Raw genomic sequence first — 26865 nt, 5'->3', positions numbered from 1 at the left:
TATAAAAGAGCAGGCTTAATTCTTATGAATCCCTTAGAACTGTTTGATAATACGCCTAGGATAAAAAAGAAAAAGTTAAACATTCTTCCTATTAATCCTGACGTAGCCCGCCAGGATAGAGCTGTTGGTCTTGGGCGTTTTCCTTCTTGGTTACATCGTAAGCTCCCTCCTGGAAGTAACGTATGGAAAACAGGACATATCTTTAACCAAAATCGCTTGCCCACAGTTTGCGAGGAAGCCAAATGCCCTAATCTAATGGAATGCTGGTCTAAAAAGACAGCGACCTTCTTGGTGATGGGTAAAGAGTGCACCAGAGCTTGCGGTTTTTGCGACATTGATTTTTCAAAAGCTCCTAAAGCATTAGAAGCTGATGAGCCCCAGCGTGTGGCTGAATCGGTATTAGCGCTAGGTTTAAAGCATGTGGTGATTACTATGGTGGCTAGAGATGATTTGCTTGATGGAGGTGCCGAGCATTTATCTAAGGTGATTGGTGAAATTAGACGGCAAGCTGGTGAGGTCACCATTGAGGTCTTAACCTCCGATTTTGCCGGTGAACATGCCTCCTTAGATGTTATCCTAAAAGCCTGCCCTGAAATTTTTAATCACAACTTGGAAACGGTGCGTGCCTTAACTCCGCGTGTACGCCATCGAGCCACTTATGATAAAACGTTGAAGGTGTTAAGCTATGCAAGGAAACAAGGAGCGCCAGGCCTACTCCTTAAGTCTGGCATAATGGTAGGCTTAGGGGAAAGTGAAACGGAAGTTTTTGAAACGCTTAAAGATTTAAAAGCAGTAGGCTGTGATATCATTACCCTAGGGCAATATTTACAACCACAAAAAAATAAGTTATTGGTTAAAGAATTTATTACCCCTCAGCAATTTAAAAAATATGAAGAATATGGATATTCCTTGGGAATCAAAAATATGTATTGCGGACCTTTTATTCGTTCTAGCTATAATGCTGAAGCGGTTTGGAAGCAGACGCGTAAAGGAGAAAAACAATGAGAGATGAAGAAGCAGCTATCGAAGATCTACCTTTGGCCAACGCCTTGGATCATGCAATTCTTATGCACCGTGAGGCGCATTTTGGAGGAAAGTTTGATGTCATGCTGGATTATTATCTTAATGAAGGAAAAGGGGTAAACCCTGAATTTGAATTAGAAAGAATTCATACGTTAGCTAAAATAGAGAAGAAAATGAAAACAGATTTGGCTCCTTTAATGCTTGCAGGGGTTGAGGCAGAAAAAATTGCAGAAGCCAAAACAGCTTACAAAAAACTTAGAAGCTTATATGAAAAGCCTAAATCGACAACGAAAAATATGCTTTTAGTGGCTGATTTAATTTTATCTGAAGATTTAGAGGCTGCTCAAGAAATTGAAGCGATTGTCCAGGAAAAAGGAGCTATAGTACCTGCTTTAATAGAATTGCTTAAAGCAGAGGAGTTTTATGATCCTCTGTTTCCAGGGTATGGCCTAGCGCCTTCTTTAGCTGCCAAATGCTTAGGAATGATAGGCGATAAACGTGCTATTATTGCCTTATTCGAATCCTTGAGCCAAGGAGATTTTTTTGAAGAAGACATCGTGTTGGCAGCTTTACGTGCCATAGGAAAACCAGCCAAAGATTTCTTGCTAAAAGTGGTGCATGGCCGTCCCATTAACGAGGACAATGAAAGAGCAGCTATTGCTTTGATTGCTTTTAAAGAAGAGGAAGATGTGGCCAAAGCATGTTTAGAAATGTTAAAGGATCCTCAGGTTCGTAAGGATATTCCTTTGGCAACCTATTTGATTTTAGCTTGTGAAGGCTTAAAAAGCTTAGAGGACCGTACAGCTTTCCAACTTCTTGCACAGGAGAGCAGAATATCAAAAATGCTTATACAAGATATTCATGCTGTTGCTAGCCTATGGGAAACAAGTCCTAGCGAACCTTAATGAGAGATGAATAAATTTATCTTTTCTTTTACAAACTAGGGGCTATACACTAATACTTAGGATGGTATAATGAAGGAAATAAGCTTTAAAATACTTTTTTGAAAATTTTAAAGGGTGGAGAGAATATTTGACCTTCTACCTATAGATGGATCTAAAGGCATGTCGTTCCCTGCTAAAGCAAAAAGGAATTTTAAAAGTGTTTCATTTATGTTTTTTCTAGTCTTTTGAGCTTCAAGTAGAGTGTAAGAAGCTGTTTTTTGATATTTTCTTGTATGTCTTGTTTCTTTTTTATTCATCTATGGTTTAAAAACGCTTGATAATAGACATCAGTTTTAATAAGGAAGCCGTATAATGAATCCTAGCTCTTCTATCACTATCGAGCATTTACCTAATGAGATATTAACCCCTATCTTAAAGAATTGTGCTAGCCCCTCGTTATTTAGCGTTTGTACAAGATGGCGACATTTGTTGGATACCGAGGTAATGCCTTCTCTTTATAAGCAAATAGGTAAAATGCACTTTCCTCAAGGAGATATTAACGAACGGGCTTTTATTTTAGATAAAACTTATAAGCTAGAAGATAGATCCTTAGAAGGAGAAAAAGTTAAGGCAATTTTCAAGCAAACCTTTACTTTAGCTAAATCCCTTGCTCCTACGGAGCTAGAATTTAAATGGAAAACCGAGGAAAAAAGGTGCTTTACGCTGGCTAACTATGCCTCTTATCTTATAAATATTAATCGTCTGTTAATGTGGAAAACACTGCCTGGTAGAGGGGAATACTTAAATCAAGAAAAAATCAAGTATTTACCTTTAGAAAAACAAGGAGAGCTTCTTAGAGATTGGATTGAAAGCCAAGGTAAAAATATTGAAAGGTTATATTTAACGGCACTCGGCTTAACCCTTTTACCAACAGAGATAGGGCAGCTATCGCAGCTACGAGCTCTTAGCTTAATCCATAACCAGCTTACCACTCTTCCTGCAGAAATAGGACAGTTGTCTCAGCTGAAAGAGCTGTACTTAAACGACAACCATCTCACCGCCCTTCCCACAGAGATTTGGCAATTCTCTCAGCTAAAAGCTCTTAACTTAAGCGATAACCAGCTCACCTCTGTTCCTGCAGGAATAGGGCAGTTATCACAACTACAAAGCCTTTGCTTAGGCCGCAACCAGCTCACCTCCCTTCCTGCAGAGCTAGGTCAGCTGCCTCAGTTGCGAGATCTTAGCTTAGTCAATAACCAGCTTGCTTTTCTTCTCGCAGAGATAGGACAGCTCTTGCAATTGCGATGGCTTTATTTAAACAACAACCAGCTTAGCTTTGTTCCTGTAGAAATAGGGCAGTTATCACAGCTGCTAGGCCTTGAATTGGATGCCAACAATCTCACCTCCCTTCCTGCAGAGATAGGGCAGCTATCACACCTCGGTAGACTTTCCTTAAGCAACAACCATCTTACCTCTGTTCCTGCAGAAATAAGGCAGCTCTCGCAATTGCACCGCCTTGATTTAAAAAACAACCAGCTCACCTCCCTTCCTGCTGAGATATGGCTGCTCTCTAAATTGGATTGGCTCGACTTAGAGAATAACCAGCTTACGTTCATTCCTGACGAGATTAAGCAGCTATCCCAGCTGCAAAGTCTTTGCTTAGGCGACAACCATCTTGTCACTCTTCCTGCAGGAATATGGCAGTTATCTCAGCTGCAACAACTTCATCTAAACAGCAACCAGCTCACCTCCCTTCCTGCAGAGATAGGGCAGCTCTTGCAACTGCACTACCTTAATCTAAAAAACAATCAGCTTACCACTCTTCCTGCTGAGGTATGGCTGCTCTCTCGATTAAGATGGCTCGACTTAGAGAATAACCAGCTTACGTTTATTCCTGCCGAGATCGAGCAGCTATCGCAGCTGCAAATCCTTCGCTTAGGTGGCAACCACCTTGCCACCCTTCCTGTAGAGATAGGGCAGCTATCTTATCTGGAAAAACTTCATTTAAACAATAACTATCTTATCGTCCTTCCAGCAGAGATGGGGCAGCTCTCGCGAATGCAAGAGCTTGATTTATGCGATAACCAGCTTGCTACCCTTCCTGTAGAGATAGGGCAGCTATCTTATCTGGAAAAACTTCATTTAAACAATAACTATCTTACCATCCTTCCAGCAGAGATGGGGCAGCTCTCGCGACTGCAAGAGCTTGATTTATGCGATAACCAGCTTGCTTCCCTTCCTGTAGAGATAGGGCAGCTACCTAAACGTTTAGATCTGAGGTTAGATGGAAATCCGCTGAAAAGTATTCCTAATGAACTAAGAAAACACTTTAGACTGTAGCTGAAAAGGTGCCTTTTTTCATCATTTATAACATTAAAATGGCAAATTGGCAGGCTTAGAAGCTTTAAAGATATAGAAAGCCTTTGGTTTAATATAAAGGCATAGGATCTAAAGCTCTGTTTTTCTGCTAAAATTAAGGCAAAAATTTTCTAACAGCTTTTTATACTCCTTCATTTTCAATGCTAAATGTTAAAGTTTGATTTCTACTATTTTTTTGCTTATTTTGTTTTTTTATGTATAAGGCGATACTTCTACAAAGCGACTAAAAATATATACGCATCTTAAAGAGGTCATTTCATGAATCCTATCTCTGCGGCCTTTATAGAAAGCTTGCCCAATGAATTGCTGCTCCCTATCTTAAAGGTTTGTGCTAACCCCTCCTTATTTAGCGTTTGTACAAAATGGCGTCATTTGCTAGCTACTGAAGTCATGCCTCCCCTTTATAAGCAAATAGGTAAAATGCACTTTCCTCACGGAGATATTAGCAAGCAGGCTTTTATTCTAGATAAAATTTATAAGCTAGAAGATAGACTTTCAGAAGGAAAAAAAGCTAAGGTAATCTTCAAGCAAACCTTTGCTCTAGCTAGATCGCTTGCCCCTTTGGAGTTAGAATTTAAATGGAGAACCGAGGACAAGAGATGTTTTACGCTGGCTAACTATACCTCTTATCTTATAAATATTAATCGCCTATTAATGTGGAAAAAGCTTCCTGGTGGAGAAGAATATTTAAGTCAGGAAAAAATCAAGTATTTACCTTTAGAAAAACAAGGAGAGCTCTTTAGAGATTGGATAGAAAACCACGGTAAAAATATTGAAAGGCTATATTTAAGGGGAATCGACTTAAGCTTTTTACCTCCCGAGATAGGGCAGCTCTCTCAGCTGCAAGCTCTTTATTTAAACAACAACCCACTTACCACTCTTCCTGCAGAAATAGGGCAGCTTTCTCAGCTGAAAGAGCTGTACTTAAACGACAACTATCTCACCGCCCTTCCAACAGAGATTGGGCAATTCTCCCAGCTAGAAGTTCTTTATTTAAACAACAACCATCTTACCGCTCTTCCCTCAGAGTTAGGGTAGCTTTCTCAGCTGCGAGCTCTTCATTTAAACAGCAACCATCTAGCTGCCCTTCCGACAGAGATAGGGCAGCTCTTGCAATTGCGATGGCTTTATTTAAGCAGCAACCAGCTTACCTCTATTCCTGCAGGAATAGGGCAGTTGTCTCAGCTGAAAGAGCTGTACTTAAACGACAACCATCTCACCGCCCTTCCAACAGAGATAGAACAATTCTCTCAGCTAAAAGCTCTTATCTTAAGCAATAACCAGCTTACCACTCTTCCTGTAGAAATAGGGCAGCTGTCTCAGCTGTGGACGCTTAGCTTAAGCAATAATCAACTTACCGTTCTTCCTACAGAGATGGGACAGCTCTCGCAATTACGTTGGCTTAACTTAGAGGACAACAAGCTTACCTCTCTTCCTATAGAGATAGAGCAGCTACCAGAAGAGTTAATTCTCATGTTAACGGGAAATGCCTTGAAGAACATTCCAGATCAACTAAAACAGCACTTTAGATTGTAAAGCTTTGCTTGTCTTTTAAATTAATTAAGAGTAAAGAAATAGAAAAAGTTACGCGTGAAGAATTAAGGAAGCGTTCGTTAGCTTTTTGTTGATTGTTCTGCCTATAAGATAGGCTTTTCTAAGATAATAGACTTGCTTTTCCATAAGCCAGAGGCATAGCGCCAATAGTAGATGATCACTGTTCCTATACTAAAAAGCAGCCAAAAATAAAGAGCCACTTCTACGGAAGCTTGATTTTTTACTACAAAGAAGTAGACAGGAGCAACCATCAGTATCCATACGCTTAAGGACCCTGCAATTAATAAAAATGTAGTATCGCCAGCTGCTGTTAAAATTCCCGATAGCAGCCAGCGAATGCCTTCAAAAAATACATAGATAAGAGTGGCATATAAGCAATTCATGAGTTTTATTTCAATAAAAGCTCTATATTCAGGGGTAGCATAAGGGAGAAATTGGTCGATAAGTAGAGGGTGAAAATAGACAAACAGGGTAGAAATAACCAATAAAAAAAGCAGATGAATACGTATACCGGCCTTTAATACGTGAGAAATGAACCAGGTGCGTTTAGCACCAATAAGATTTCCGCAGATAGTAGTAGCAGCTTTACTTACACCTTCTGCAAAAAAAAGCAGCAGCATAAATAGACTTTGGCAAATTCCTGCTATAGTAATATGTACTTCGCTCAATCTTGTCATCATCTGATAAAAAGCTGCCCAACCCATGATTTCTATTAATGCAAACATGGCTCCTGGAGAACCAATTTTAAAACATTGCCAAAAAGCTAGAGGGCGAAAGTAAAAATTTCCAGTACCCTTTTTTTCTCTATTTTCTTTCTTAAGAAAAAAGTAAAAGAGGACCAGCATCTGAAATAAAGATCCTAGGCTTGTGGCAATAGCTGCCCCCAGGATGCCCATTGAAGGCACCACTCCCTCAATACCAAAAATAAGAAAGATATCTAAAAAAACATTAATAATATTGGCGCCAATCGCTAAAAGAGTAATCAATTTAGTTTGGCCCTGCCCTACAAAGAAGCCACTGAGCGCGGCATAAGCAGCAAAAGTCGGGCCAAATAATAACATCCAGCGCATATAAGTTCTTTCCATGGCTGTTTCTGGGGAAGAGCCATAAAACCATTCGCTTCCCCATATAGCCATAGGAATAAAGAAAAGGAAAGAAAAGAGGGAAAGCCAGATCATTTGCCAAACAGGCTCACCCATACGATTAAGCTGTTGAGCGCCATGATATTGAGCCACGAAAACTTCAGTAATATTGGTCAGTACCACCCATCCAAAGAGTAATCCCCATCCTAAGGTAGAAGCATTGACTGCTGAATTAAGGGCTGCCGTAGAATAATGGGCTAGCAGTAATCTATCGACAAAAAGCATGAGCATCATAGAAAAAGAGGAGAGCATGAGCGGCAAAGAGATAGAAAAAAGCTCTCGAAAGCTGCCTTCTTGATATTTAGTAAGTGCCATAGGACCTTATGAAAAGCAAAGATATTTTAAATTTTATATAAAATTAAAAATGGTCATAAAGAAAGAGATTACATCAGTAAAAAGGCTTCTTGGCTAACACCATAACAAATGAGCAGGGGATTGTAAACAATTTTTGTTGAGAAAAAACCCTCTGGCTTTTTAAGAGGTAGGAAGAAAGCTTTTAATTAAGCGGTCACGGGGCTAAGCCCAAATTTAGATGGGATTCTGCGGGCATCTGCAAAGACAAAAAAGCTCTCAAATAACTGTTTTTCTATTTACTGCGCTTTCTGATTACATTATCTTCTGCTTATCAAGAGCTTAAGTATTTTTTTTCTCTATGACCGCTTACGTTTTTGATGAAAAAGATAGAGAGAACTAACGATGTAATAAAAAAGTATTTAAATTCCTTGCTTAAGCTTTAAAGAAGAAAGATAGGTGTTTTCTTTCTTTAGCCTTACGATTGAGCAGCAAGTAAGAGGGGATTTTTAGAATAAAAACAAGAAAAATAGAAAAAGCTTCTTGCTTTCTTTAAATCTATCACTTTTAGTGATAAACTTATTGACTGGGAATATTTAAATAGCCTTGCCTTGTTGAAAATGGGGAAAATGCTAGAAGGATACTCCAAATTTTATATGAAGAGAATAAGGTTGTAATTGCCTACTGTTTTTAATCAAAGTAAGCCCAGCTTGATAAAGCTCTACCTTAAGGAGAAGCTTGAGTTTCATTTTTGCAAGAAAGAAAGTATAGCAAAAATATATCAATATGCTAGGATGCATTTAATAACAAAATTGAGATATAAACATGTATAACCTCATTACTTTAGCTTCCCATCAAATGTTACGCTTCTTTGCCTATTCACTTCTTATCGCTTCTTCCTTTCTATTCACTAGTTGCGAGTCGCAAAAGACAATTGTCAACAGTTTGGATGAAAGAGAAGCTAATGAAATTCTTGTTTTTCTAGAGAGCAAAGGAATCAATGCCAACAAGATACAATCTGCAGGAGGAGGAACCGGTGCCTCTAAAATAGTTTTATGGGATGTAAGCGTAAACGAAAAAGATGCTATTCAGGCCATGGCCTTATTAAACCAAGCTGGCTTGCCTAGGAAACGTAGTCAAAATTTACTTTCCATTTTTTCTAATGTAGGGTTGGTGCCTTCTGAAAGACAGGATAAAATTCGTTATGAGGCTGGACTAGCCGAGCAGATTGCTAGCGTTATACGTAAGATAGATGGTGTTTTAGATGCTGAGGTCCAACTTTCTTTTCCTGAGGAAGACCCTCTAAGCCCTGGGAAAACTAAAGGCAAAATCACAGCTTCTGTTTACGTAAAACACAATGGAGTGTTAGATGATCCTAATAGCCATTTAATTACCAAAATCAAACGTTTAGTGGCGGCAAGCATAACCGGACTAAATTTCAATGATGTAACAGTCATTTCTGATAGAGCACGTGGAAGCGATCTATCTACCTCATTTTCATCGGGCGAGCATGAAGAAAAATCTTACGTGAGTATTTGGACAATTGTTTTAGCTAAGGAGTCGGTGACACGTTTTCGAGTCGTTTTCTTTACTTTTTCTTTTCTTCTTCTACTGATGGCTTTGTGTTTAATTTGGTTAACTTGGAAAATTTATCCTTTATTAAAAAGGCATGGGGGGTTTAAAGAACTGTTTCATCTCCAACCATTAAAAATTGGGACTTCTGAAGAAGAGAAGATCCAGGATGCTGAAGAACCGACGGAAGATAAAAATTCCTCGGAAGACAAAGGCTTGGTTGATAAAGATGTTGATGAGACATAAGGCTCTTTATCATGCACGCCAAAACGCAAATTCTTATACGTATTTTGCTAAATCGCTTTCATCCTAAGACCTCTCAAGAATTTCTTAAGTGTTTACCGGAAGATGAAGCAAAGCAAATAGCTGGACATCAGATCATCACGGCAGAGATAGATCCTATCTTTGTTAAGCCGTATGAATTTCTTAAAGAAATCCATTATTCTTGGTTGGCTCCTTACGTTCGCAAGCTTCCTACTCATCTTCAAAATCTTATGGTTTCCGCATTGCCTAACCCTTTAGCCACTAGCTTAAAAAAATATTTAAAAATTAATGGCCCCTTTGTCTCCATGCCTAAGCTTGCAAGTGCATTTTTTACTAAGAAGCTATACGATCAAATTAAACAAACTGAAATTCTTTCACCCGCTTTTTTGCCCAAGCAGGATTTATCCATATTGCTAACCCTATCGCGCATGGAAATTATTTACTTAATTGATTTTTTAGGCTTATATGATTTAGCGGAAGAATTGCGTCATGTGGTAGATAAGAAAAGTTTACAAAAAGTTTATGCATGTTTAGATAATAAAAAAATCCAGTTTGTTCGTCTCTGCTTACATCAAAAAAGTAGGTTTATTACTGCTAAAATGGATCTACAGAAATGGAAAGGGGAGGGCGCTGAGCTACAAAGAAAAATTCACCAAAGAGGTCTTTACCGCTTAGGAAAGGCTCTAAGCGGCACTCACCCTCATTTTATGTGGTACTTGCTAAGGAAATTGGATACAGGGCGTAGCGCTATTATAGAAAAACATTATAAACCACAGAGTAATCCTGCTATAACCTCGGTACTTATCCAGCAAGTGATAAATGTTATAAACTTTTTAAAACTGAAGAGTGAAATGTGAAAAAGAAATTTTTTTCTCTGATTCATGGCAATAGCGTTCATGTAGCTCCAGAAACACGTGTGATTCCTGCCGAAGAGTTTTCGCAAGCATTGGAAGCTTACCAACTCATGGAAGAAGTAAAAAAAGATGCCCTTAAGTATAAGCAAGGAGTAGCTGAAGAAATCGAAAAACTTAAGGAGCAGGCGCAAAAAGAAGGCTTCGAGGAAGGCTTTAAGAAATGGATAGAGCAAATCGCTAAAGTGGAAGAAGAGATTATAAATGTACGCCATGAAACAGAAAAAGTAGCTTTACCCATTGCACTAAAAGCTGCTAAGAAGATTGTCGGTAGAGAGCTGGAGCTATCCGAAACTGCTGTTGTAGATATTGTTAGCAATAGCTTAAAAGCAGTGGTGACACATAAAAAAATCACCATCTACGTTAATAAAAAAGATCTCGAAGCTTTAGAGAAAAGTCGTCAGCAAGTAAAAGATCTCTTTGAAAGCCTTGAAACTTTGATCATTCGAGAACGTGCAGATATTGAATCGGGCGGATGTATTATTGAGACCGAAGGCGGTATTATCAATGCCCAGCTTGAAAATCAATGGCGTATTATTGAAAATGCTTTTGATAGAATGATGAAACAACATGAGAAGGCGGCACAGGGGCATGGCTAAAACAAAAGCAATTATTAAACGATTATTTTCTTTAAACTGTCTGTCATGGATGCTAGTACTAGCTCTATTATGTATGATCTCCCCTGAATGTTGGGCCCAAAGTTCTCCTCCTCGGAGTACGACTTCGATAGAAGCTGGAAAAGCTGTAGTAAGGCTCGGAGAGAAAACCCCTGCAGAAAAAGAGCTGGATATACAGTTTGATAATTTTAGAAAACCTTCCTTGATTACTCAAGCGGCTGTATTATCTCTTTTGGCTATGCTGCCCTTTATAGTGATGATTTTATCTTCATTTATGAAAATTGTCGTCGTCTTGTCGCTTTTACGTAGTGCGCTGGGTGTCCAACAATCCCCTCCCAATCAAGTGATCAACGGGGTTGCTTTCATGCTTAGTATCTATGTGATGTATCCTACGGCTTTAAAGATGTATGATGCCTCGATGCATGTGGTTAACCAGCAAGCTGCTCCAGAATCTCTTATTTCTGCAGGATCTTCTGCATATATAATCGCTTTGGTGGAAGCTGGGAGAGAGCCTTTGCGTGATTTTTTGAAAAGAAATTCTTCCGTTAAGCATCATGCCTTGTTTTACCGTATGGCTTATCGCGTTTTACCCGATAATTATCGGCCCACGCTAAAGCCTGATGATTTTATGATTTTAGTGCCAGCTTATATTACTAGCCAGCTTAAAGATGCATTCGAGATAGGAGTGCTCATCTACATTCCCTTCTTTGTCATCGATCTCGTCGTATCAAACGTTTTATTAGCGATGGGTATGATGATGCTATCCCCCGTAACCATATCTATGCCCTTAAAATTATTTTTACTTGTGATGCTGGACGGATGGACGATGTTAATTGAAGGCTTGGTAAACACTTTCCGCTAAGGATGAGATTATGTTTCAAACACAGGTTATACAGCTTGCTTATCATGCTCTTTTGCTGATTCTTATCCTTTCAGCACCACCCATTTTGGTGAGTATGTTTTTTGGGGTGATCGTAGCGATCTTTCAGGCAGCCACACAAATTCAAGAACAGACTTTATCATTTACTATAAAATTGGTCGCGGTAACGCTTACTTTGATGATTTTGGGTGGATGGTTGGGAGCTCAGATTATGGAGTTTGCAGGCGATATATTTTCCCACTTTGCGCAGTGGAGTTTAGCTTCTCAAGGGTGAGAGACAACTTGTAAACACAATTGCACTTTCCCTTGGTTCTATTTAGGCTCTAAAGACTACTAGCTAACCTAGAGATAAAAAACATAAGAATGTGATAATGGCTGAAACTACCGACAGTTTTATAGCGTTATTTTTAAATAGCGCCTTCAACACCGAAGGGGGATTGCTCTCTTTTGTTGCGCTTTTCTTTTTATTTCTCTCTCGCTTTTTTCCCATTCTTTTGCAATCACCCTTTTTTGGAGCAAGGGTAATGCCTCAGCCTGCCAAAGTGGCGCTAGGGATTGGTCTCTTCATTATCTTTTTACCGCAATTGCTATTAGTCACCCATAAAATTGATTTCAACCTAAAGCTAGTTTTTTTAATATTTAAAGAGTTGTTCGTAGGGACAATCATAGGTTTCCTCATTAGCTTGCCTTTTGTGATTGTACAAAGCGCTGGTATTATCATTGATCACCAGCGGGGGGGAGCCAGCTTAATGGTTAATGATCCGACCATTCAAAATCAGTCTTCGCCTCTAGGGACATTGTTTAACTACGTGATGATTTGGATTTTTTTCATGATCGACGGTCCTTTTTTATTCATGGATGCTATCCTTACATCTTATGAAGTGATCCCTGCTGATCAAATTATCAATTCCAAATTTTTTGAACGATCCTCAGTATTCTGGGCGAACGAAATTGCCCTGCTAAATAAAATAATGGTCATCAGTATTCGTTTGGCATCACCTGCTTTAATCATGATTATGATGACAGACTTCTTTTTAGGAATTGCTAACCGCCTAGCCCCGCAAGTACAGATTACTTTTTTAGGCATGCCCTTAAAATCCTTGTTAGCCCTATTAATTGTATGTGTAGGTTGGAAAATGCTGAATGAAGAAATGGCTAAGCAAGGCTATGTATGGATAAATGAAGTGATCAACATGCTAAGGACGATTAAAGGAAGCGTGAGTGGATTTAATGAGGTGGGGGTAGTATCATGACTTTTTGCCTGAAAAGCCGTGTTTAAAAAACAGGCAAGCGGTTAATACATAGGCTGGCAGAAAACTCTTGAATGGCAGGCGCCTTTTAAGTATTTATTTTTCATTTGGTAAAATTAGGTCTAAAAAAGTCACGTGCTTAGCAAAGAACACATTTATCTCATTTGTTAGCGATCGGATGTGTAGCTGAGCCATATGCGATCATATAATTCTTTAAAAAAGCTTTGGATTCTTTTTCACTGCCCTTAAGATAATGCCTGGCTAAAGTGCGGCATTCTCTTTGATAGGCCGCTTGGTTAAAAATAGCTACTCATTTTTGTTCAACATCTGCATAGCAAGAGGTGCTCTCAAAAGCTCGATAGCTTTCTGCTATTTCTACCGCCTTGTCGTAAGGCACTTCAAATATAAGCTCTTTAGCCTCTTTAATCTGCATGGGCACACGCGTGATAAATAAGCTTTGTTCTTCTTTAAAAACTTGCAAGGTAGCTGGTGTATAAAGAGCCCTGTCTCCTACTATATAACGATTCTCTACGGCTTGCCGAAAGCTTTTAAGGTATTCGCCAACAATTTGCGTAAAGGCTGTTTTATCGCTGCTATTGCCATCAGCCGCTTGCATGTATAAAGGAACATTGCCTTCATTGGAGGTGATAAGCTGCAAGAGAGCTTGGTTTAAATGTCCTAGACAGTACTTGACCTGACAAACATGAGTTACCTGGCAGGTACTATTTCTGTCAGTTGTAACTTATCTAACATCTTTTCTTGCGCAAGATGTTTTGCATCTAAGAATGTTTGTAATGGCGTCTTGCCAAAACAATACTTTCCTGTATGTGTTCTCTCGTTATTATACTCATTCATCCATTTATCCACATCCTCTTGTAATTCTTCAACATTTTTAAACACTTTCTTCCTAAAAGCTGTGGCATAAAATTCGTTCTGGATGGTCTGATGAAACCTTTCGCAGATTCCATTCGTTTGAGGGTGCCGAGCTTTAGTGCGAGAATGGTCAATGTCTTCAATGGCCAGATAAAGTTCATACTCATGATGCTCTCTTGCTCCACAGTACTCTGTACCACGATCGGTCAATATTCTTAAGACACGAATATCTTGCTCTTCAAACCAGGGAATGACTTGGTCATTCAGCATATCCGCTGCTACCAACGCATTTTTTCTATCGTATAGTTTGACAAAAGCTACCTTAGAATAGGTATCGATCACTGTCTGTTGATAAATGCGTCCCACACCTTTAATAGTGCCTACATAATAGGTATCTTGAGATAATAAATAGCCTGGATGTTCAGTTTCAATTTCGCCATGTGCTTCTTTTTCTTCCTTGGCTTTTTCAAGAGCTTTTAGTTGGTCCTCTGTTAATATCATTTCTTCCTGAGCCATTTTAGCTTCCAATGCTTTGAGACGTTTTTGAAAGGTCTCAAGATTGTATCTAAGCCAAACAGAACGCACACCTCCTGGCGAAATGAAAATCCCTTGTTTCTTAAGCTCGTTACATACTCTTAACTGACCATAAGCAGGCTTTTGAAGAGCAAAATCAACAACAGCTTTTTCTATAGATTCGTCCACCCTATTTTTTATACAGGGTTTTTTACGTGTCATATCCTGAAGAGCTGCTTCTCCACCTGTTTCATAAAGTTCTTTGAATCTATAAAAGCTATCTCTAGAATATCCCATCATCTTACACGCCTGGGATACATTTCCTAATGTTTCAGCTAGCTTTAAAACACCGAGTTTATTTTTAATGACTTTTTGATGAGTTGCTAAATTTGACATTTGATACTCCTTATTAGTCTTAAGCCGCTCACTTCAACTTCAGCCTTGCCAATTTTAATGAGCGACAGGGCTTCAAGCTTCGCGGCTTTTAAATTGAGTTTCCTTTATTTTTATCACAAATGTCAGATTAAGTCCTATCTATTACAAATCATAGGACATATCGTGCTTTGTTTCCTTGCCTTTGTAATGCCTCGTAATTTAGAGATCGCCTTAATTAGAAAAGGAACAGATCATACTGTTGAAAAATAAGGGAGGCTATTGGTGAATTAAAAGCTTCTCTATTAGAAGTAAATGGCAAGCCTATCTTGCTAAGAACACCAGCAAAAGGATTATCTAAAGAAATACTTCAAACCTTAAAGCTTAAACATTCAGGGGAAATGGTAATGGATGGGTTGTTATGAATAAGCATTAGTTCAATGGAGTGTAGTGGCAATATTGCCATCTTTCGAAACAACGATCTTTGATAATCAGCAATTTAAGTCTAACAAGTGTCAAAGTCAGGAAGAAATAGAAGACTGCCTTGCATTTTTTAGAGAGCTTTCTTCAGAAAATTTTTTCCTTAGAAAGCGCTTGTCTTTGGCGCTGGATAGGGAGAAATACGAGAGTTATTGAGAGAATTAGATAAAAGATAGCTAACTTAATGAATAGAACCTTAAAGCGCCACTTATATTTTGGATAATTCCTTAGGCTTTAGCCAAGATCGTTAACAATAAAGCTGCGGCTAACGTTTACCCTTTTCTATGGCAAGCATATGTTTATACCTCGTTTACTAAGCTCCTTCGCTTGCTCGATGTAAGCGTTCAGACAAGGTAGCCAAAATTCCACTTTTTAAAAAGTTTACATCCACATAGGCTTGCCTGTGCTTTTCCTGGTCGAGTTGCCGAAGAGTGGCATATAGATTAGAAACAACGAGCTCAGGTTCTGTAAGAGGTCCTAGAGCTAAAACTTTGCAGCCTGCAGGGTAGTTTCGATCGCTGAATCCAATAATAACGCCTTCGGTGATATCCTGAAAAGATTGTACAAGGGTTAATTTAGCTTGGGGAGCATAGTGGCGATACATGCCTCCTGGACACAAAGGTTTTTCACCTTTTTGTTGTTGAATTTTAGGCACATATCCTAAAGATGGATAAAAGCTCTCAGCAGCTAAGGCACCCTGGCGTATAATTTGCCAGCCACCTTTTCTATACATTAAGATGGTGGATTCTAAGCCTTTTTGGCATGCCCCTCCGTCTAGCACAGGAAAGTGTTTACCAAAATCATGCTCGACATGCTCAGGATGAGTGGAGGAAGGGCGGCCTGAAAGGTTGGCTGAGGGCATAACGAGAGGGCCTGTTTGTTTCAATAACTCTAAAGCTAAAGGATGCTGAGGAATGCGAAAAGCTGCCGTGGGTAAATCGGCGCGTACCTTTGCCGGAATTAATTTACATTTGGCTGGTAGAACGATTGTCATAGGGCCTGGCCAAAAGCCGCGTGCCAAAATCTCTAAACCGCTGACGTTTCCTTGCAGGTAAGATAATATATCATTCAATTCAGCGACATGGATGATTAAAGGGTTATTCGAGGGGCGCCTTTTAAGGGTGTAAATATAGTCGATAGCTTCTAAATGATCTATAGATGCGGCTAGCCCATACACCGTCTCTGTCGGTACACCCACCACTTCTCCTGCCCTTAACAGTTGAATAGCTTCTGTTACTGAGACGCGCATAATAGCTCAATAACCTCTTGCAGATAGATAATGAAGTGATCAATTTCTTCTTTAGTGTTGTATAAGCCAAAAGATATTCTGGCAGTAGCTGGTACACCAAAATGGCGCATGGTGGGCTGTGCACAATGATGTCCTGTGCGTATAGCTACTCCTTTTAAGTCCAGCATAGTGCCAATATCGAGCGGGTGTGCTCCTTCTACGATAAAGCTGATGATAGCAGCTTTTTCTTTAGGCTTTCCAATGATGCGTACTTGCGGAATGCTTTCCATTTTTTTAGTGGTATACTCTAAGAGCTCCTGCTCATGAGCGTGGATAGCAGAAAAGCCGATCGTATTGATATAATCAATAGCAGCGCCTAAACCAATCACTTCCGCGATAAGGGGTGTCCCTGCTTCAAACTTTAAAGGTAGTACATTATAGGTAGTTTTTTCCCAATCGACCTTATCAATCATATCGCCGCCGCCTTGATAAGGCGGCATTTGATTGAGAAGTTCTGCCTTGCCGTATAAAATTCCTATTCCTGTAGGCCCGTAAAGTTTATGACCTGAGAAAGCGTAAAAATCTGCGTCTAAGGTTTGGACATCAACTTTCATATGCGGAACAGCTTGCGCGCCATCCACCAGTACTTTGCTTCCATAGGCATGAGCCATTTGGATCATCTCTTGGACAGGATTGATAGTGCCAATAGCATTAGAAACGTGCGTTAAAGCGACTAGCCTAGTTTTAGAATTTAAAAGCTTGGCAAACTCTGCCAGGTTTAAATTTCCTTGGCTATCGAGGGGAATAAATTTTAGGACAGCTTGCCTATCTTCACACATCATTTGCCAGGGAACAATATTGGCATGATGTTCAATCTGCGTTAAAATAATTTCATCACCAGGTTTAATAAAGGCTTTTCCAAAAGAATAAGCCACTAAGTTAATAGAGTCGGTGGTGCCGCGCGTAAAGATAATCTCTTCGCTTTTTGAGGCATTAAGAAGCTTTTGAACTTTCTCGCGGGCTTCTTGGTATTTTTTAGTAGCCAAAAGGGAAGATTCGTAAATGGTTCGATGGACTGTACTGTAATAATTTTGGTAAAAATCTTGGATGGAATCAATCATGCACTGTGGCTTTTGAGCGGTAGCGGAAGAGTCAAAATAGATAAGCGGTTTTCCATGCATCGTTTTAGCAAGCATAGGAAAGTCTTTCCTAATTTTTTCCACATCAAAAGAAGCTAGTTTCATCGCCAGGCTCCTGCATAAGGTATCGGTAGGCTTGCTTGTTAATGGCATTCATGAGAGAAGGGTAGGGGATCATCTCAATGATTTCTTTACAAAAGCCGTAGACTAAAAGATTTTTAGCAGCTTTCTCTGAATACCCCCGTGTTCTTAAGTAAAAAAGCTGTTCTGCATCGAGCTGTCCCATGGTAGCTCCATGGGAGGCTTTAACATCATCTGCAAATATTTCGAGGTTAGGCTTACTCTCAGCTTTAGCTTTATCACTAAGCAGTAAGTTGCTATTCAGCTGAAAAGCTTGGGTCTTTTGGGCAGCTTGATGTACTAAAATTTTGCCTTCAAAGCTAGAATGGCTAGCATCGTTTAAAACACTTTTGAAAAGCTGCATGGAGCGGCAGTAAGGGGCTTGATGTTCCACTAAAATATTTGCGTGGGCTTCTGCTTGATCAGAAAGCATCCAAAGGCCATTTAAGCTAGCCTCTGCATTTTCTCCGGCAAGAACTACTCGATAGTCGTTCCTTAAAGAAGTAGCGCCTTTGCTAGCCAAAATAGATTTGAAGGTACTACCTTTTTTGAGGCTAGCGCGAAAAGCTTCAAAATACCAATGTTTATTTAAAATTTCAAAAGGAGCTTGGAAGTAGTGTAGGTGAGATTCTTCATCCATTGCCACTTCGATAGAAATATTAGATAAAAATTGTTTTCCTGGCCCATCCACGTGGGTGGCAATTAAATCAAGCTGGGAGTGCGCCCCCATGAAGCCTTGGATTCTCGGGTTCGTCCATAGAGAAAGGTCAGGCTCATGACTATTGAAATGTAATAGCTGCAAAGGGACATCTACCAGAGTTTTAGGAGGCGCATAGATAAAGATTCCTTGACGATGCAGCGCCGCATTAAGAATAGCAAAAGGATCCCTTTCTTCTTTAAGCAGTTTATTCCATTGATTGTTTAGAAAGCTTCCATAAGTTCTCCAAGCTTCCTTTAAAGGTAGAATAACCATTCTTTTAGGAAGAGCAGACAAATTAGATAACTCTGGATAATAATTCCCATTAACCATTACTAAAACAGAGCCCGCGCATTCGGGCAAAATATGCGGTGCAATAGAATCAGCAGCTAAGGGGATAACAGGCGTCGGCTCAAAAGCTTGCATGTAAAGATTTCTTAAACGAAGATATTGAAAAACTTCAGATTGGCGAGTAGGTAAACCGATTTCTAAAAAACGCAGCCAGGCTTTTTCTTTAAGCTTTCGTGTAGGATCTTTTTCTTCAATAGCCTCAACATACATCTTTTGAAGCATTTGCTGAAAAGCTTGTTGATCGGTATAGCTCTCCGTGATCATCGTAGAGCCTCGCTTTGAGGGGCTGGTACTAACCAATCGTACCCTTTATCTTCTAATTGGTGGGCTAATTCAGGACCACCGGATTGCACTATTTTTCCTCCCACCATGACATGGACAACATTCGGTTTAATATAGTCGAGAAGCCGTTGATAGTGAGTGATAAGAATAAGGCCCATCTGAGGATTCATCAGTTGATTGACGCCTCGAGCCACAATACGCATGGCATCAATATCAAGCCCTGAGTCAGTTTCATCTAAGATCGCAAGCGCAGGCTGTAGAACAGCCATTTGTAAGATTTCATTACGTTTTTTTTCTCCCCCAGAGAAACCTTCATTCAGACTACGTTCTTTAAATTCCGTTTTAATTTCCATACGTTTCATCATCTCATCAAGAGATTTTTCAAACTCTACTAAGGGCATTTCGGGATTGCCTTTAGCTTTCAATACAGAATTATAAGAGGCATGTAAGAACTGCAGATTGCTAACCCCAGGAATTTCTAACGGATACTGAAAGCTCATAAAAATTCCTGCATGGGCTCTATCTTCTGGGGCCAATTCCACTATATTTTGGCCTTTGAACAAAATCTCTCCTGAAGTAATTTCATAAGCCGGATGGCCTGCTAAGACCTTTGCAAGGGTGGATTTTCCTGCACCATTAGGACCCATGATGGCATGAATTTCACCGGGTTGTACAACTAAATTTAATCCTTTTAAAATAGGTTTGTTTTCTACATTGGCATGAAGATTTTTAATTTCTATTAACGCTTGGGAAAGGTGAGTCATGAATAATTATCCAACTGAATTTTCAAGTTTTAATGTTAGCAATTTTTGAGCCTCTGCAGCAAACTCAAGAGGTAGCTCTTTAATCACGTCTTTACAAAAGCCGTTAACGATCATATTGACAGCATCTTCTTGAGAAAGGCCGCGACTTCTCATATAGAAAAGCTGCTCTTCATTCATTTTAGAGGTAGAGGCTTCATGTTCAACTTGGCTAGAAGAGTTGCCTACCTCAATATAAGGAAAAGTGTTAGCTGAGCATTGATCTCCTACTAGCATAGAGTCACATTGCGTATAGTTACGAGCTCCATGAGCTCTTGGCACAATTTTAACTAAGCCACGGTAACTGTTGTGAGAGGTATCGGCTGAGATTCCTTTAGAAACTATGGTTGAACGAGTGTTTTTTCCTAGATGAATCATTTTTGTTCCTGTATCAGCCTGCATATGATGATTAGTCAGGGCTACAGAGTAAAATTCCCCTATGGAATGATCACCTTGCAGAATGCAGCTAGGATATTTCCATGTAATAGCAGCTCCAACTTCTACCTGGGTCCATGAAATTTTAGACGAAATACCTGCGCAGCGACCGCGCTTAGTTACAAAATTATAAATTCCACCTTCTCCAGTTTTTGGATTACCTGCATACCAATTTTGCACAGTAGAGTATTTAATTTCTGCATGATCTAAAGCAATAAGCTCTACGACTGCAGCATGGAGCTGATTATTGTCATAGGCAGGCGCTGTGCACCCTTCTAAATAGCTAACAGACGAGCCTTCTTCGGCAATGATAAGGGTGCGTTCAAATTGGCCGCTTTCTTTATCGTTGATGCGAAAATAGGTAGAAAGTTCCATGGGGCATTTAACGCCTTTAGGAATGTAAACAAAAGAGCCATCAGTAAACACCGCAGAGTTTAAGGTCGCATAGAAATTATCACCGATAGGAACTACACTGCCTAAATATTTTTTTACAAGATCAGGATAAAGGTTAATCGCTTCAGAGATTGAGCAAAGAACAACTCCTGCCTCCTCTAAATTTTTCTTAAAAGTGGTCCCAATCGAAACGGAATCAAAAACCATATCGACCGCGACATTGGTTAATCTCTTTTGTTCATCTAAAGGAATCCCTAATCTTTCAAAAGTACGTAAGATTTCCGGGTCTACTTCATCTAAGCTATTATACTTAGCCTTAGTCTTAGGAGCAGAGTAATAGCAAATATTTTGAAAATCAATAGGAGGATAGTGGACATTAGGCCAGACGGGTGGGGTAGATTCAAGCCATAGACGGTAGGCTTTAAGACGAAAATCTAGCAAAAATTGAGGTTCATCTTTTTTTGCCGAGATGGCACGTATAGTCATCTCATCGAGCCCTTTAGGTAAGCTATCCATTTCAACCGCAGTTGAAAATCCGTATTTATAATCGGATTGTCCCCTAAATGCTTCTTGTGTAGCCATTAAATTCTCCTTATAACTTGCTAAAAGGATATCACAGTCTTGCCAAATGTAAAAAGTAAAAAGTTGACGAGGAATAGCCTTTAATCCGAGGCTTCGATCTTACAAAGATTAAAAAAACATTATAACATTTAAATGTTTAATTTTCAAATAATTAAATAGTAAAAATTATTTTTTCTTAAGTTGTTTTTCAAAGGGTTAAGAAGTTCTCTTTCAGCTTTTTTTCCTCAAGGGGTTTAATAAAGTACCAATACCCCTATCATGTAGTTTTAAAGGTGTATTCTTTGGGACCCCACTATCAAGCTAAAGTTCCAGGGCAGCTATTCAGATCTTGAGCACTCTCACAAATCCTCTGTTTATGAAATCCAGACTTTTTGGCTATTCGATTGAGTGGCTCGTAAGTCATCTTTTTAGAAGAGAGAAAGAGAGACAAGAAAATATAATTTTCATAAGCTTTTAATTGTTAACAAGCCTTTAAACCTGAATAGCTATGGTAAAAAGATTTATCTAATTGTTATCTCTTCATCGAGCTTTTTTTTATCTATCAGTTTATCATCGTGGTAAGTTTGCAAAACTCTTGGATGACCTCTCTGATCGTATTTATTGAACTTGCCATGACGTAAATCATTTTTATATTCTGCTTCAAAGTAGAGCACTCCTCTATTATTCCAGTATTGAAAAAGGCCTTCTTTTTTTCCGTTTTGGTAGGTACCACGTGAAGCAAGTTGCTCATTTTCATGATAAGATAGGACTTCTCCATTTTTTTGCCCCTGGATATAATCTTCTTTACGACAAATTTTCCCATTGGGAAAGTATTCGAGAAGAGGGCCTTGCAAAATATCGTTTTTGTAAGACAAGGTAAGGTGAGTCTTGCCATCCTCGTAGTAGGTGGTACTCATTCCATCACGGACGCCTTGATGATAAAAGGTACTGCTGATCTTATTGCCAGCTTCATTATATTCTGCTAGCTCACCTTCAAGAAGTCCATTCACATAGTGAGCCTCTAGGGCTTTAACTTTAGGGTCAGCATCACCTGAAGGATAAAAAATTTGATGCAGGCCTTCCAAACGATTATTTTGGTAATGGGATTTCACGATAAGGCCATTTGGTTTACGGGTTTGATAAGGGCCTTCTAGATTACCATGCTGGTAATAACCTTGCTCGATAAGGATGCTCTCTTGATTCCATAAGGCTTTAAGGCCATGAAGGATGCCATGATCATAGGTTAATATAGCTTGAGGCTGGCCATTTTTATAAAAGCTTTTTTGTTCCCCATGCATCTTTCCTTCTAGATAATTTAGCAAGTGGGAAGGGCTTTGCTGACCAGTTAGGGCATCAGTAGGATAAAGCTCACGCGCAGGCCCTGTTCGCAAACCTTGTTGATAAGTATATTCTTGATGAAGCGAGCCATCTTCGTACCAGGTGAAGGAAATGCCCTCAACTTTTCCATGCTGGTAGTTTAGCTGACTAGCTTTCTGCCCATTAGGCCAAAATGTTTCTTCTTTGCCGTGTAATCTGCCTTTTTGATAGAAGCTGATGCGTTTGAGTTGACCATTACTGTGCCACTCTTGAATTTTATGGGTAGGTAGGTTTTGCTCAAAATGAGCTTCATATAAAAGTGTGCCTTCTTCATCCCATTGACGAGATTCGCCTTGTTGCTGGCCATGAGAATAGTTAGTGCTGTTTTTAAGTTGGCCATTGGGAAACCATTCTTCATAAGTCCCATGAAGGGCTCCTTTAACATAATGGGCTTGAATATTGAGCTTTCCATTAGGATACCATGTTTGACTAAGGCCATCCTTCACATCTTTTTGATAGCTCTCCTTTAGAGAAGGTTGGCCATCCTCAAACCATCCTTCAAGCAAGCCAGTTTTTTGATAGCTTGCATAGGTTATACGAAGCTTGAGTTGGCTATTTTTATGAAACTCTTCTTGTTTTCCATCTAAATGCCCGTTTTTATAGAAATAGCTACTTTTAAGTACTCCTGTAGGATACCATTCCTTATAGGAGCCTTCGTAATTTCCATGGATAAACCTATATTCAGCAAGTTTATTACCGTTAGCGTCCAACTCTAAGATAGGCTCAAGTAAATGTCCATGAGGATCATAATGGGCAGATTTAGCTATTTTACCATTAGGATGGTTAAGAAAATGCAGTCCTGTCGGGATGCCATGAGCAAATTCTCCTTGTCCTATTAACTGCCCATCCTCATTGAAAAATTGTTCCAAACCCTCTTTTTTTCCTAATGTATAGCTAGCTCTGTAACTTTCTTTACCATTAGGATGATATTTTACATGCTGACCGTTAGGCTGCCCATATAAAAAATCTTGAAACTCCTTTGTCATACGATTGGGATAATATAGATGGAAGGCAGGAACAGTTTTCCCATTATCAAGTAGTCCCAAATGGTAATAGGCTTCTGTTTTTAAAGAGCCATCCTCATACCATTCTTGGGCAAGTCCTTGTTTCAGGCCTTGGTGATAATGAATAAGAGAAGCTCTTATTTTATTGAGATAAAAAGTCTCATATTGACCGCTAAGTTGATCATTTTCATAAAAGCCTTTCTCTGCTATTTCTCCATTAGAATAACGAATCTCTAAGGGACCATGCTTAACATCTTGCTTCATATAATGAACACTTTCAATTAAGCCATTAGAAAAATATGTTCTGACGGGCCCATGAAGCTTGCCTTTATCGTAGAAAATAATTTTTTGAATAGAACCGTTTTCATTAAAAAATAGCCCAGGACCATGATAAACAAGACGCTGATCTAAATAAAGTAAATCCACTTCTCTTTCAGGATTAGCATTTTTTCTAAAGTGTATTTCCTTGACTGGAACCCCTTCTTTACTCTCCCCAGAGGGTGCGTAATATAAGATAATTTTAGGGGTGCCATTCGGATGACTCTCGATAATTTTCAGACGCCAATTGGGTTGAATTTCTTTTAAAGTGGTGATTACAGCTTCCGTAAGGGGAAGCTCACCAGCTGGGTGCAAGGTCTGATCTTGGCTAAAGCCTTTAGTAAAGAGGCTGAGAATAATAAGAAATAAAGTAGGGCATAAAAAATACATGAGATACCTTAAATGAAAAAATTTTTCTAATTTAACTGCCCTTTAATTTCATTTCTTTCTAAAGTTGGCAACAATAAAGTAGCAATTATTCCTATAATAAAAAAAACACCTAGGATGCTTAAAGCATAGACGGGAGCATGCTCATTAAAAAATCTCGTCATTAAACCACCTCCGCCCTGTCCTAAGCCTTCCGATACACACCAAGCCATACCCATCAAGAAGGCGCTTACCATACCTGGACTTTCAGGGACTAACCAATGGCCAAAAGCGATCAATACTGAATTAACAGTGGCGAAAAAAGCCCCTAATAAAAAAATTAGAGCAACGAACGTAATATTGTCAAAGGTAGGATAAAGCAAAAATATATAAAAAGCTATCATGGCCGCCACTGTAGCCCATAGGATAACTCTCTTAGGCGAATATCGATCAGATAGATAGCCTGCCGGAATCAACATCACAGCGCCTCCTAAGATAAGAAAAAGATGGCCGCCGCCATGGCAAATCCAAGGGTTATAACCTTTACATATCAAAGTGTCGGGCAGAAGAAAAATGGTAGCCCAAAAAAGCGTTTGATTGCAGACTTGCGCGATATACAAGAGACGTAAATTGCGATTTTTGAACATCCTAAAAAGAGCTTTGAGATTAACATCACGGGTAGATTGAATAGGGGTAAAATTGTGGACCCCCTGAAGACCGTAGAATGAAGTAAATACCAAAAGAATTGCCGGTAGGACCAAAATGGCTGTGGCACCATGTAAAGCAGTATGAAAGTAAGTGTAGATGATTTGGCTGCTTGCAAGCCCTAAAGCTCCTCCGGAAGCAAAGATAGCAATTACCATTGCTTTGCGATGAGGCGTTAAAGCTCCAGCTAAGCTAGTCGCTGCAGGATGAAATGCCCCTGATCCTACACAGGTGATAGAATAAATCAATAGAAGCATCCAATAGTTTGTAGAGTAAGCTAAAAAGGTGTTGGCAGCAGTAAATAAGATGCCCAAGCAGATAAGCTGCTTACGCCATCCTCGGTCGCTCAAAGGCCCGAAAAATATTTGCATTCCTTCCCCAAAAAAAGCTCCTGCAGCCGAGATAGTGCCAGCAAGAAATAAGTCTAAATGAGCCAATGTCTTATACATGGCCCATATCCCTATCATAAAATCTACGAGAAAGTGCGCTAACCAGATAAAGATTAACGGACGGATCATAAAAAAGTCATAAAATAATAATTTAAAGAAAGTAGGTGCTATTATAAAGTTTTGGAATTAAGTAATAAAGGGAATAGTAGGCTAGCTAGACCTTTTAGGATCTTCTTTAATTTTAGTCTTCTAAAAGTAGCTGCCTACTTTTCTGCGATATCTTTTATGACAAAAATTAGTTTAAACAAGACGCAGAGAAAAAATTCTCATAGAAGTTAGTATGCCTAATCGAAAAACGAGCGAACATAGGCCTATTTGGCTAGCCTCATTAATTTTTTCTGGCTTTATGAAGAGGAGCGCTGCATTTACTCATTTTCCTCTTTTTCGTTTAACATTCTTGCTTTTTCCTTTGGAAGAATCTTTTTGAGCAGAAGCTGCAGGGTTGCTCTCAAGTGAAACATGAAATGAGTATGCATGCGTTGTGGAAGAAAATGGCGGATCTCCGCGCAACAAATTGAGGGGATAAAGATCGTGGCAGAAGAGTTAAATACAGCTTTAGAGGAACAAGCTCCTATACGCGAGGTGATAAGAAATGTTCAAACGCATTATGAAGAAGAATATTTAAATTAATAAATTTTAAAGCAAGGTAAAAAATGATTAGATGCCTTATCCATCCCCTCTTACACATTCAGTTGTGGCCGAATTGATTCCCCAAAACGAGGTCAATATTCTTGATCAGAAAATGCTAGGAAAATTACCTATCCCAGGGATTATCGTCTTTTCAGAGATTTAAAAATCTACATCGCGTGAGCTAGAGAGTTTACCTCAATGATAATAAAGAAGCATTTGCTATAGCCTTTGAACAATTCTATTTTGTGCATGGCTTGCAGCAACAGGGAGATTTTTGGGAAGATGAAAGCGAAATGGATGTTCCAACGGAAAAATTAGCGCAAAGTATACTCTTGCACTATTATGCCAGCTTGAGATCACCCTCAGATTCGGCTAGCTTATCTAATATCCCACAGCAAAGAGACAGCTAGCGAATCTTATATACATTATTAGAGTAGAGCAACTCCTATAACTCTACGTTAAGTATTTATTTTCGTGATATTTTATAGGTTCTATCTCTGCTCTTTAGAAAAATGGTTAGCTTAATTGGTTCTCAGATTTTAGTTTTTGATCATTTACTTTGGCAAAAAATTTGGTTAAAAGCCTCATTATAGGAACTGTGTGGGATAAGAGTTTTATAAGCTATAATGAAAATTGCATTATAAGTGCTAGCTAGATTGCTCTAATTAAAAAAATTTGTTTTTTAAGCTTCTTTGCTGAGAAAGATTTACATTCCACATTTAAACGACCAGCTTTTTAAATCTGTATGCGTTCTCTCTATCAGTATACTCAAATATTTCTAGGTTAGGCAAAACGATGATTAACTAAGGGGGAGGCTGGCAGCTTAATATCACGCCGGCCTATTTCCAAAAGTTTTTCTCCCATCCGTTTTTCCTCTTCCAAAGAAAGCTCCATTAAATTGACTATCTCTTTTTGTTTATAATGTTCCCACAAAAAACAGATAAGATTATAGATAGGCTATCTCATTATGCTCGACTTTATGAGCAGCACTTATCAAGGCACTAT

23 protein-coding genes are annotated in these 26865 nt (G+C 39.1%); 13 read left to right on the top strand and 10 right to left on the bottom strand.

Going from position 1 to position 26865, the window contains the following annotated elements; genetic code table 11:
- Positions 1-24 precede the first annotated feature (24 nt).
- From lipA to NEOC65_RS02955, 5 genes are all read left to right on the top strand, one after another.
- Positions 25-1005, top strand: a complete 981-nt coding sequence (gene lipA, locus NEOC65_RS02975) for a lipoyl synthase (protein ID WP_213155676.1) — start codon at positions 25-27, stop codon at positions 1003-1005.
- Positions 1002-1928 (top strand): hypothetical protein, encoded by a 927-nt coding sequence (locus tag NEOC65_RS02970; protein WP_213155675.1) that lies wholly within the window; start codon positions 1002-1004, stop codon positions 1926-1928. The genes lipA and NEOC65_RS02970 overlap by 4 nt, the downstream gene beginning before the upstream one ends.
- A gap of 351 nt (positions 1929-2279) precedes the next feature.
- Positions 2280-4247: a leucine-rich repeat domain-containing protein gene (locus NEOC65_RS02965; protein ID WP_213155674.1), complete on the top strand. Its 1968-nt coding sequence runs from the start codon at positions 2280-2282 to the stop codon at positions 4245-4247.
- Positions 4248-4544: 297 nt separating this feature from the next.
- Positions 4545-5324 (top strand): leucine-rich repeat domain-containing protein, encoded by a 780-nt coding sequence (locus tag NEOC65_RS02960; protein ID WP_213155673.1) that lies wholly within the window; start codon positions 4545-4547, stop codon positions 5322-5324.
- 9 nt (positions 5325-5333) lie between these two features.
- Positions 5334-5822 carry a leucine-rich repeat domain-containing protein gene (locus NEOC65_RS02955; protein ID WP_249299017.1) on the top strand — a complete coding sequence of 163 codons (489 nt, stop codon included), beginning with the start codon at positions 5334-5336 and terminating at the stop codon, positions 5820-5822.
- A 101-nt stretch (positions 5823-5923) separates the two neighbouring features.
- Here NEOC65_RS02955 and NEOC65_RS02950 read toward each other — a convergent pair whose 3' ends face one another.
- A complete protein-coding gene (locus NEOC65_RS02950) occupies positions 5924-7297 on the bottom strand; it encodes an MATE family efflux transporter (RefSeq protein WP_213155671.1) in 1374 nt (457 codons plus the stop codon).
- Between the two features lie 801 nt (positions 7298-8098).
- On the opposite strand from NEOC65_RS02950, the gene sctJ reads away from it, so the two are divergent.
- The 6 genes from sctJ to NEOC65_RS02920 all read left to right on the top strand — a co-directional run bounded on the left by sctJ (position 8099) and on the right by NEOC65_RS02920 (position 12770).
- The gene (gene sctJ / locus NEOC65_RS02945; protein WP_242678211.1) at positions 8099-9091 is read left to right on the top strand and encodes a type III secretion system inner membrane ring lipoprotein SctJ; all 993 of its coding nucleotides are present in this window, start codon (positions 8099-8101) and stop codon (positions 9089-9091) included.
- A gap of 11 nt (positions 9092-9102) precedes the next feature.
- Entirely contained in the window at positions 9103-9966 is an 864-nt protein-coding gene (locus NEOC65_RS02940) for a hypothetical protein (protein WP_213155670.1), read from the top strand.
- Positions 9963-10619: an HrpE/YscL family type III secretion apparatus protein gene (locus tag NEOC65_RS02935; RefSeq protein ID WP_166156565.1), complete on the top strand. Its 657-nt coding sequence runs from the start codon at positions 9963-9965 to the stop codon at positions 10617-10619. The genes NEOC65_RS02940 and NEOC65_RS02935 overlap by 4 nt, the downstream gene beginning before the upstream one ends.
- The gene (sctR, locus tag NEOC65_RS02930; RefSeq protein ID WP_249299005.1) at positions 10612-11499 is read left to right on the top strand and encodes a type III secretion system export apparatus subunit SctR; all 888 of its coding nucleotides are present in this window, start codon (positions 10612-10614) and stop codon (positions 11497-11499) included. The genes NEOC65_RS02935 and sctR overlap by 8 nt, the downstream gene beginning before the upstream one ends.
- A 10-nt stretch (positions 11500-11509) precedes the next feature.
- Complete coding sequence (sctS, locus tag NEOC65_RS02925; RefSeq protein WP_042241710.1) at positions 11510-11791, top strand: type III secretion system export apparatus subunit SctS; 282 nt, start codon at positions 11510-11512, stop codon at positions 11789-11791.
- A 97-nt stretch (positions 11792-11888) separates the two neighbouring features.
- Positions 11889-12770, top strand: a complete 882-nt coding sequence (locus NEOC65_RS02920) for an EscT/YscT/HrcT family type III secretion system export apparatus protein (RefSeq protein WP_166156571.1) — start codon at positions 11889-11891, stop codon at positions 12768-12770.
- A 307-nt stretch (positions 12771-13077) separates the two neighbouring features.
- On the opposite strand, the gene NEOC65_RS02915 is transcribed toward NEOC65_RS02920, so the two are convergent.
- The 9 genes from NEOC65_RS02915 to NEOC65_RS02875 all read right to left on the bottom strand — a co-directional run bounded on the left by NEOC65_RS02915 (position 13078) and on the right by NEOC65_RS02875 (position 25299).
- Entirely contained in the window at positions 13078-13425 is a 348-nt protein-coding gene (locus NEOC65_RS02915; RefSeq protein ID WP_213155669.1) for a transposase, read from the bottom strand.
- 50 nt (positions 13426-13475) lie between these two features.
- Entirely contained in the window at positions 13476-14549 is a 1074-nt protein-coding gene (locus NEOC65_RS02910) for an IS481 family transposase (protein ID WP_213155668.1), read from the bottom strand.
- Positions 14550-15318: 769 nt separating this feature from the next.
- Positions 15319-16254, bottom strand: a complete 936-nt coding sequence (locus tag NEOC65_RS02905) for an L-threonylcarbamoyladenylate synthase (RefSeq protein ID WP_213155667.1) — start codon at positions 16252-16254, stop codon at positions 15319-15321.
- The gene (locus tag NEOC65_RS02900) at positions 16239-17477 is read right to left on the bottom strand and encodes an aminotransferase class V-fold PLP-dependent enzyme (RefSeq protein ID WP_213155666.1); all 1239 of its coding nucleotides are present in this window, start codon (positions 17475-17477) and stop codon (positions 16239-16241) included. Before NEOC65_RS02900 ends, NEOC65_RS02905 begins: the two co-directional genes overlap by 16 nt.
- Positions 17458-18804 (bottom strand): Fe-S cluster assembly protein SufD, encoded by a 1347-nt coding sequence (sufD, locus tag NEOC65_RS02895; RefSeq protein WP_213155665.1) that lies wholly within the window; start codon positions 18802-18804, stop codon positions 17458-17460. Before sufD ends, NEOC65_RS02900 begins: the two co-directional genes overlap by 20 nt.
- Positions 18801-19586 carry a Fe-S cluster assembly ATPase SufC gene (gene sufC, locus NEOC65_RS02890; protein WP_213152387.1) on the bottom strand — a complete coding sequence of 262 codons (786 nt, stop codon included), beginning with the start codon at positions 19584-19586 and terminating at the stop codon, positions 18801-18803. Before sufC ends, sufD begins: the two co-directional genes overlap by 4 nt.
- A gap of 6 nt (positions 19587-19592) precedes the next feature.
- Positions 19593-21032: a Fe-S cluster assembly protein SufB gene (sufB, locus tag NEOC65_RS02885; RefSeq protein WP_213155664.1), complete on the bottom strand. Its 1440-nt coding sequence runs from the start codon at positions 21030-21032 to the stop codon at positions 19593-19595.
- Between the two features lie 500 nt (positions 21033-21532).
- Positions 21533-24100 (bottom strand): toxin-antitoxin system YwqK family antitoxin, encoded by a 2568-nt coding sequence (locus NEOC65_RS02880; protein ID WP_213155663.1) that lies wholly within the window; start codon positions 24098-24100, stop codon positions 21533-21535.
- 26 nt (positions 24101-24126) lie between these two features.
- Positions 24127-25299, bottom strand: coding sequence for an MFS transporter (locus tag NEOC65_RS02875; protein ID WP_213155662.1), 1173 nt, complete (start codon positions 25297-25299; stop codon positions 24127-24129).
- A 405-nt stretch (positions 25300-25704) separates the two neighbouring features.
- Here NEOC65_RS02875 and NEOC65_RS02870 point away from each other — a divergent pair, with 405 nt between their 5' ends.
- Together NEOC65_RS02870 and NEOC65_RS09695 are read left to right on the top strand one after the other, a co-directional pair.
- On the top strand, positions 25705-25860 hold the full coding sequence (locus NEOC65_RS02870) for a hypothetical protein (protein ID WP_213155661.1): 156 nt from the start codon (positions 25705-25707) through the stop codon (positions 25858-25860).
- 31 nt (positions 25861-25891) lie between these two features.
- Complete coding sequence (locus NEOC65_RS09695; RefSeq protein ID WP_283248270.1) at positions 25892-26023, top strand: hypothetical protein; 132 nt, start codon at positions 25892-25894, stop codon at positions 26021-26023.
- The last annotated feature ends 842 nt before the right edge of the window (positions 26024-26865 follow it).

Origin of the sequence: Neochlamydia sp. AcF65 (assembly GCF_018342435.1) — a bacterium.
In the GTDB taxonomy this organism is placed as follows: domain Bacteria; phylum Chlamydiota; class Chlamydiia; order Chlamydiales; family Parachlamydiaceae; genus Neochlamydia.
This window is presented reverse-complemented; position numbering and strand designations above follow the sequence as displayed.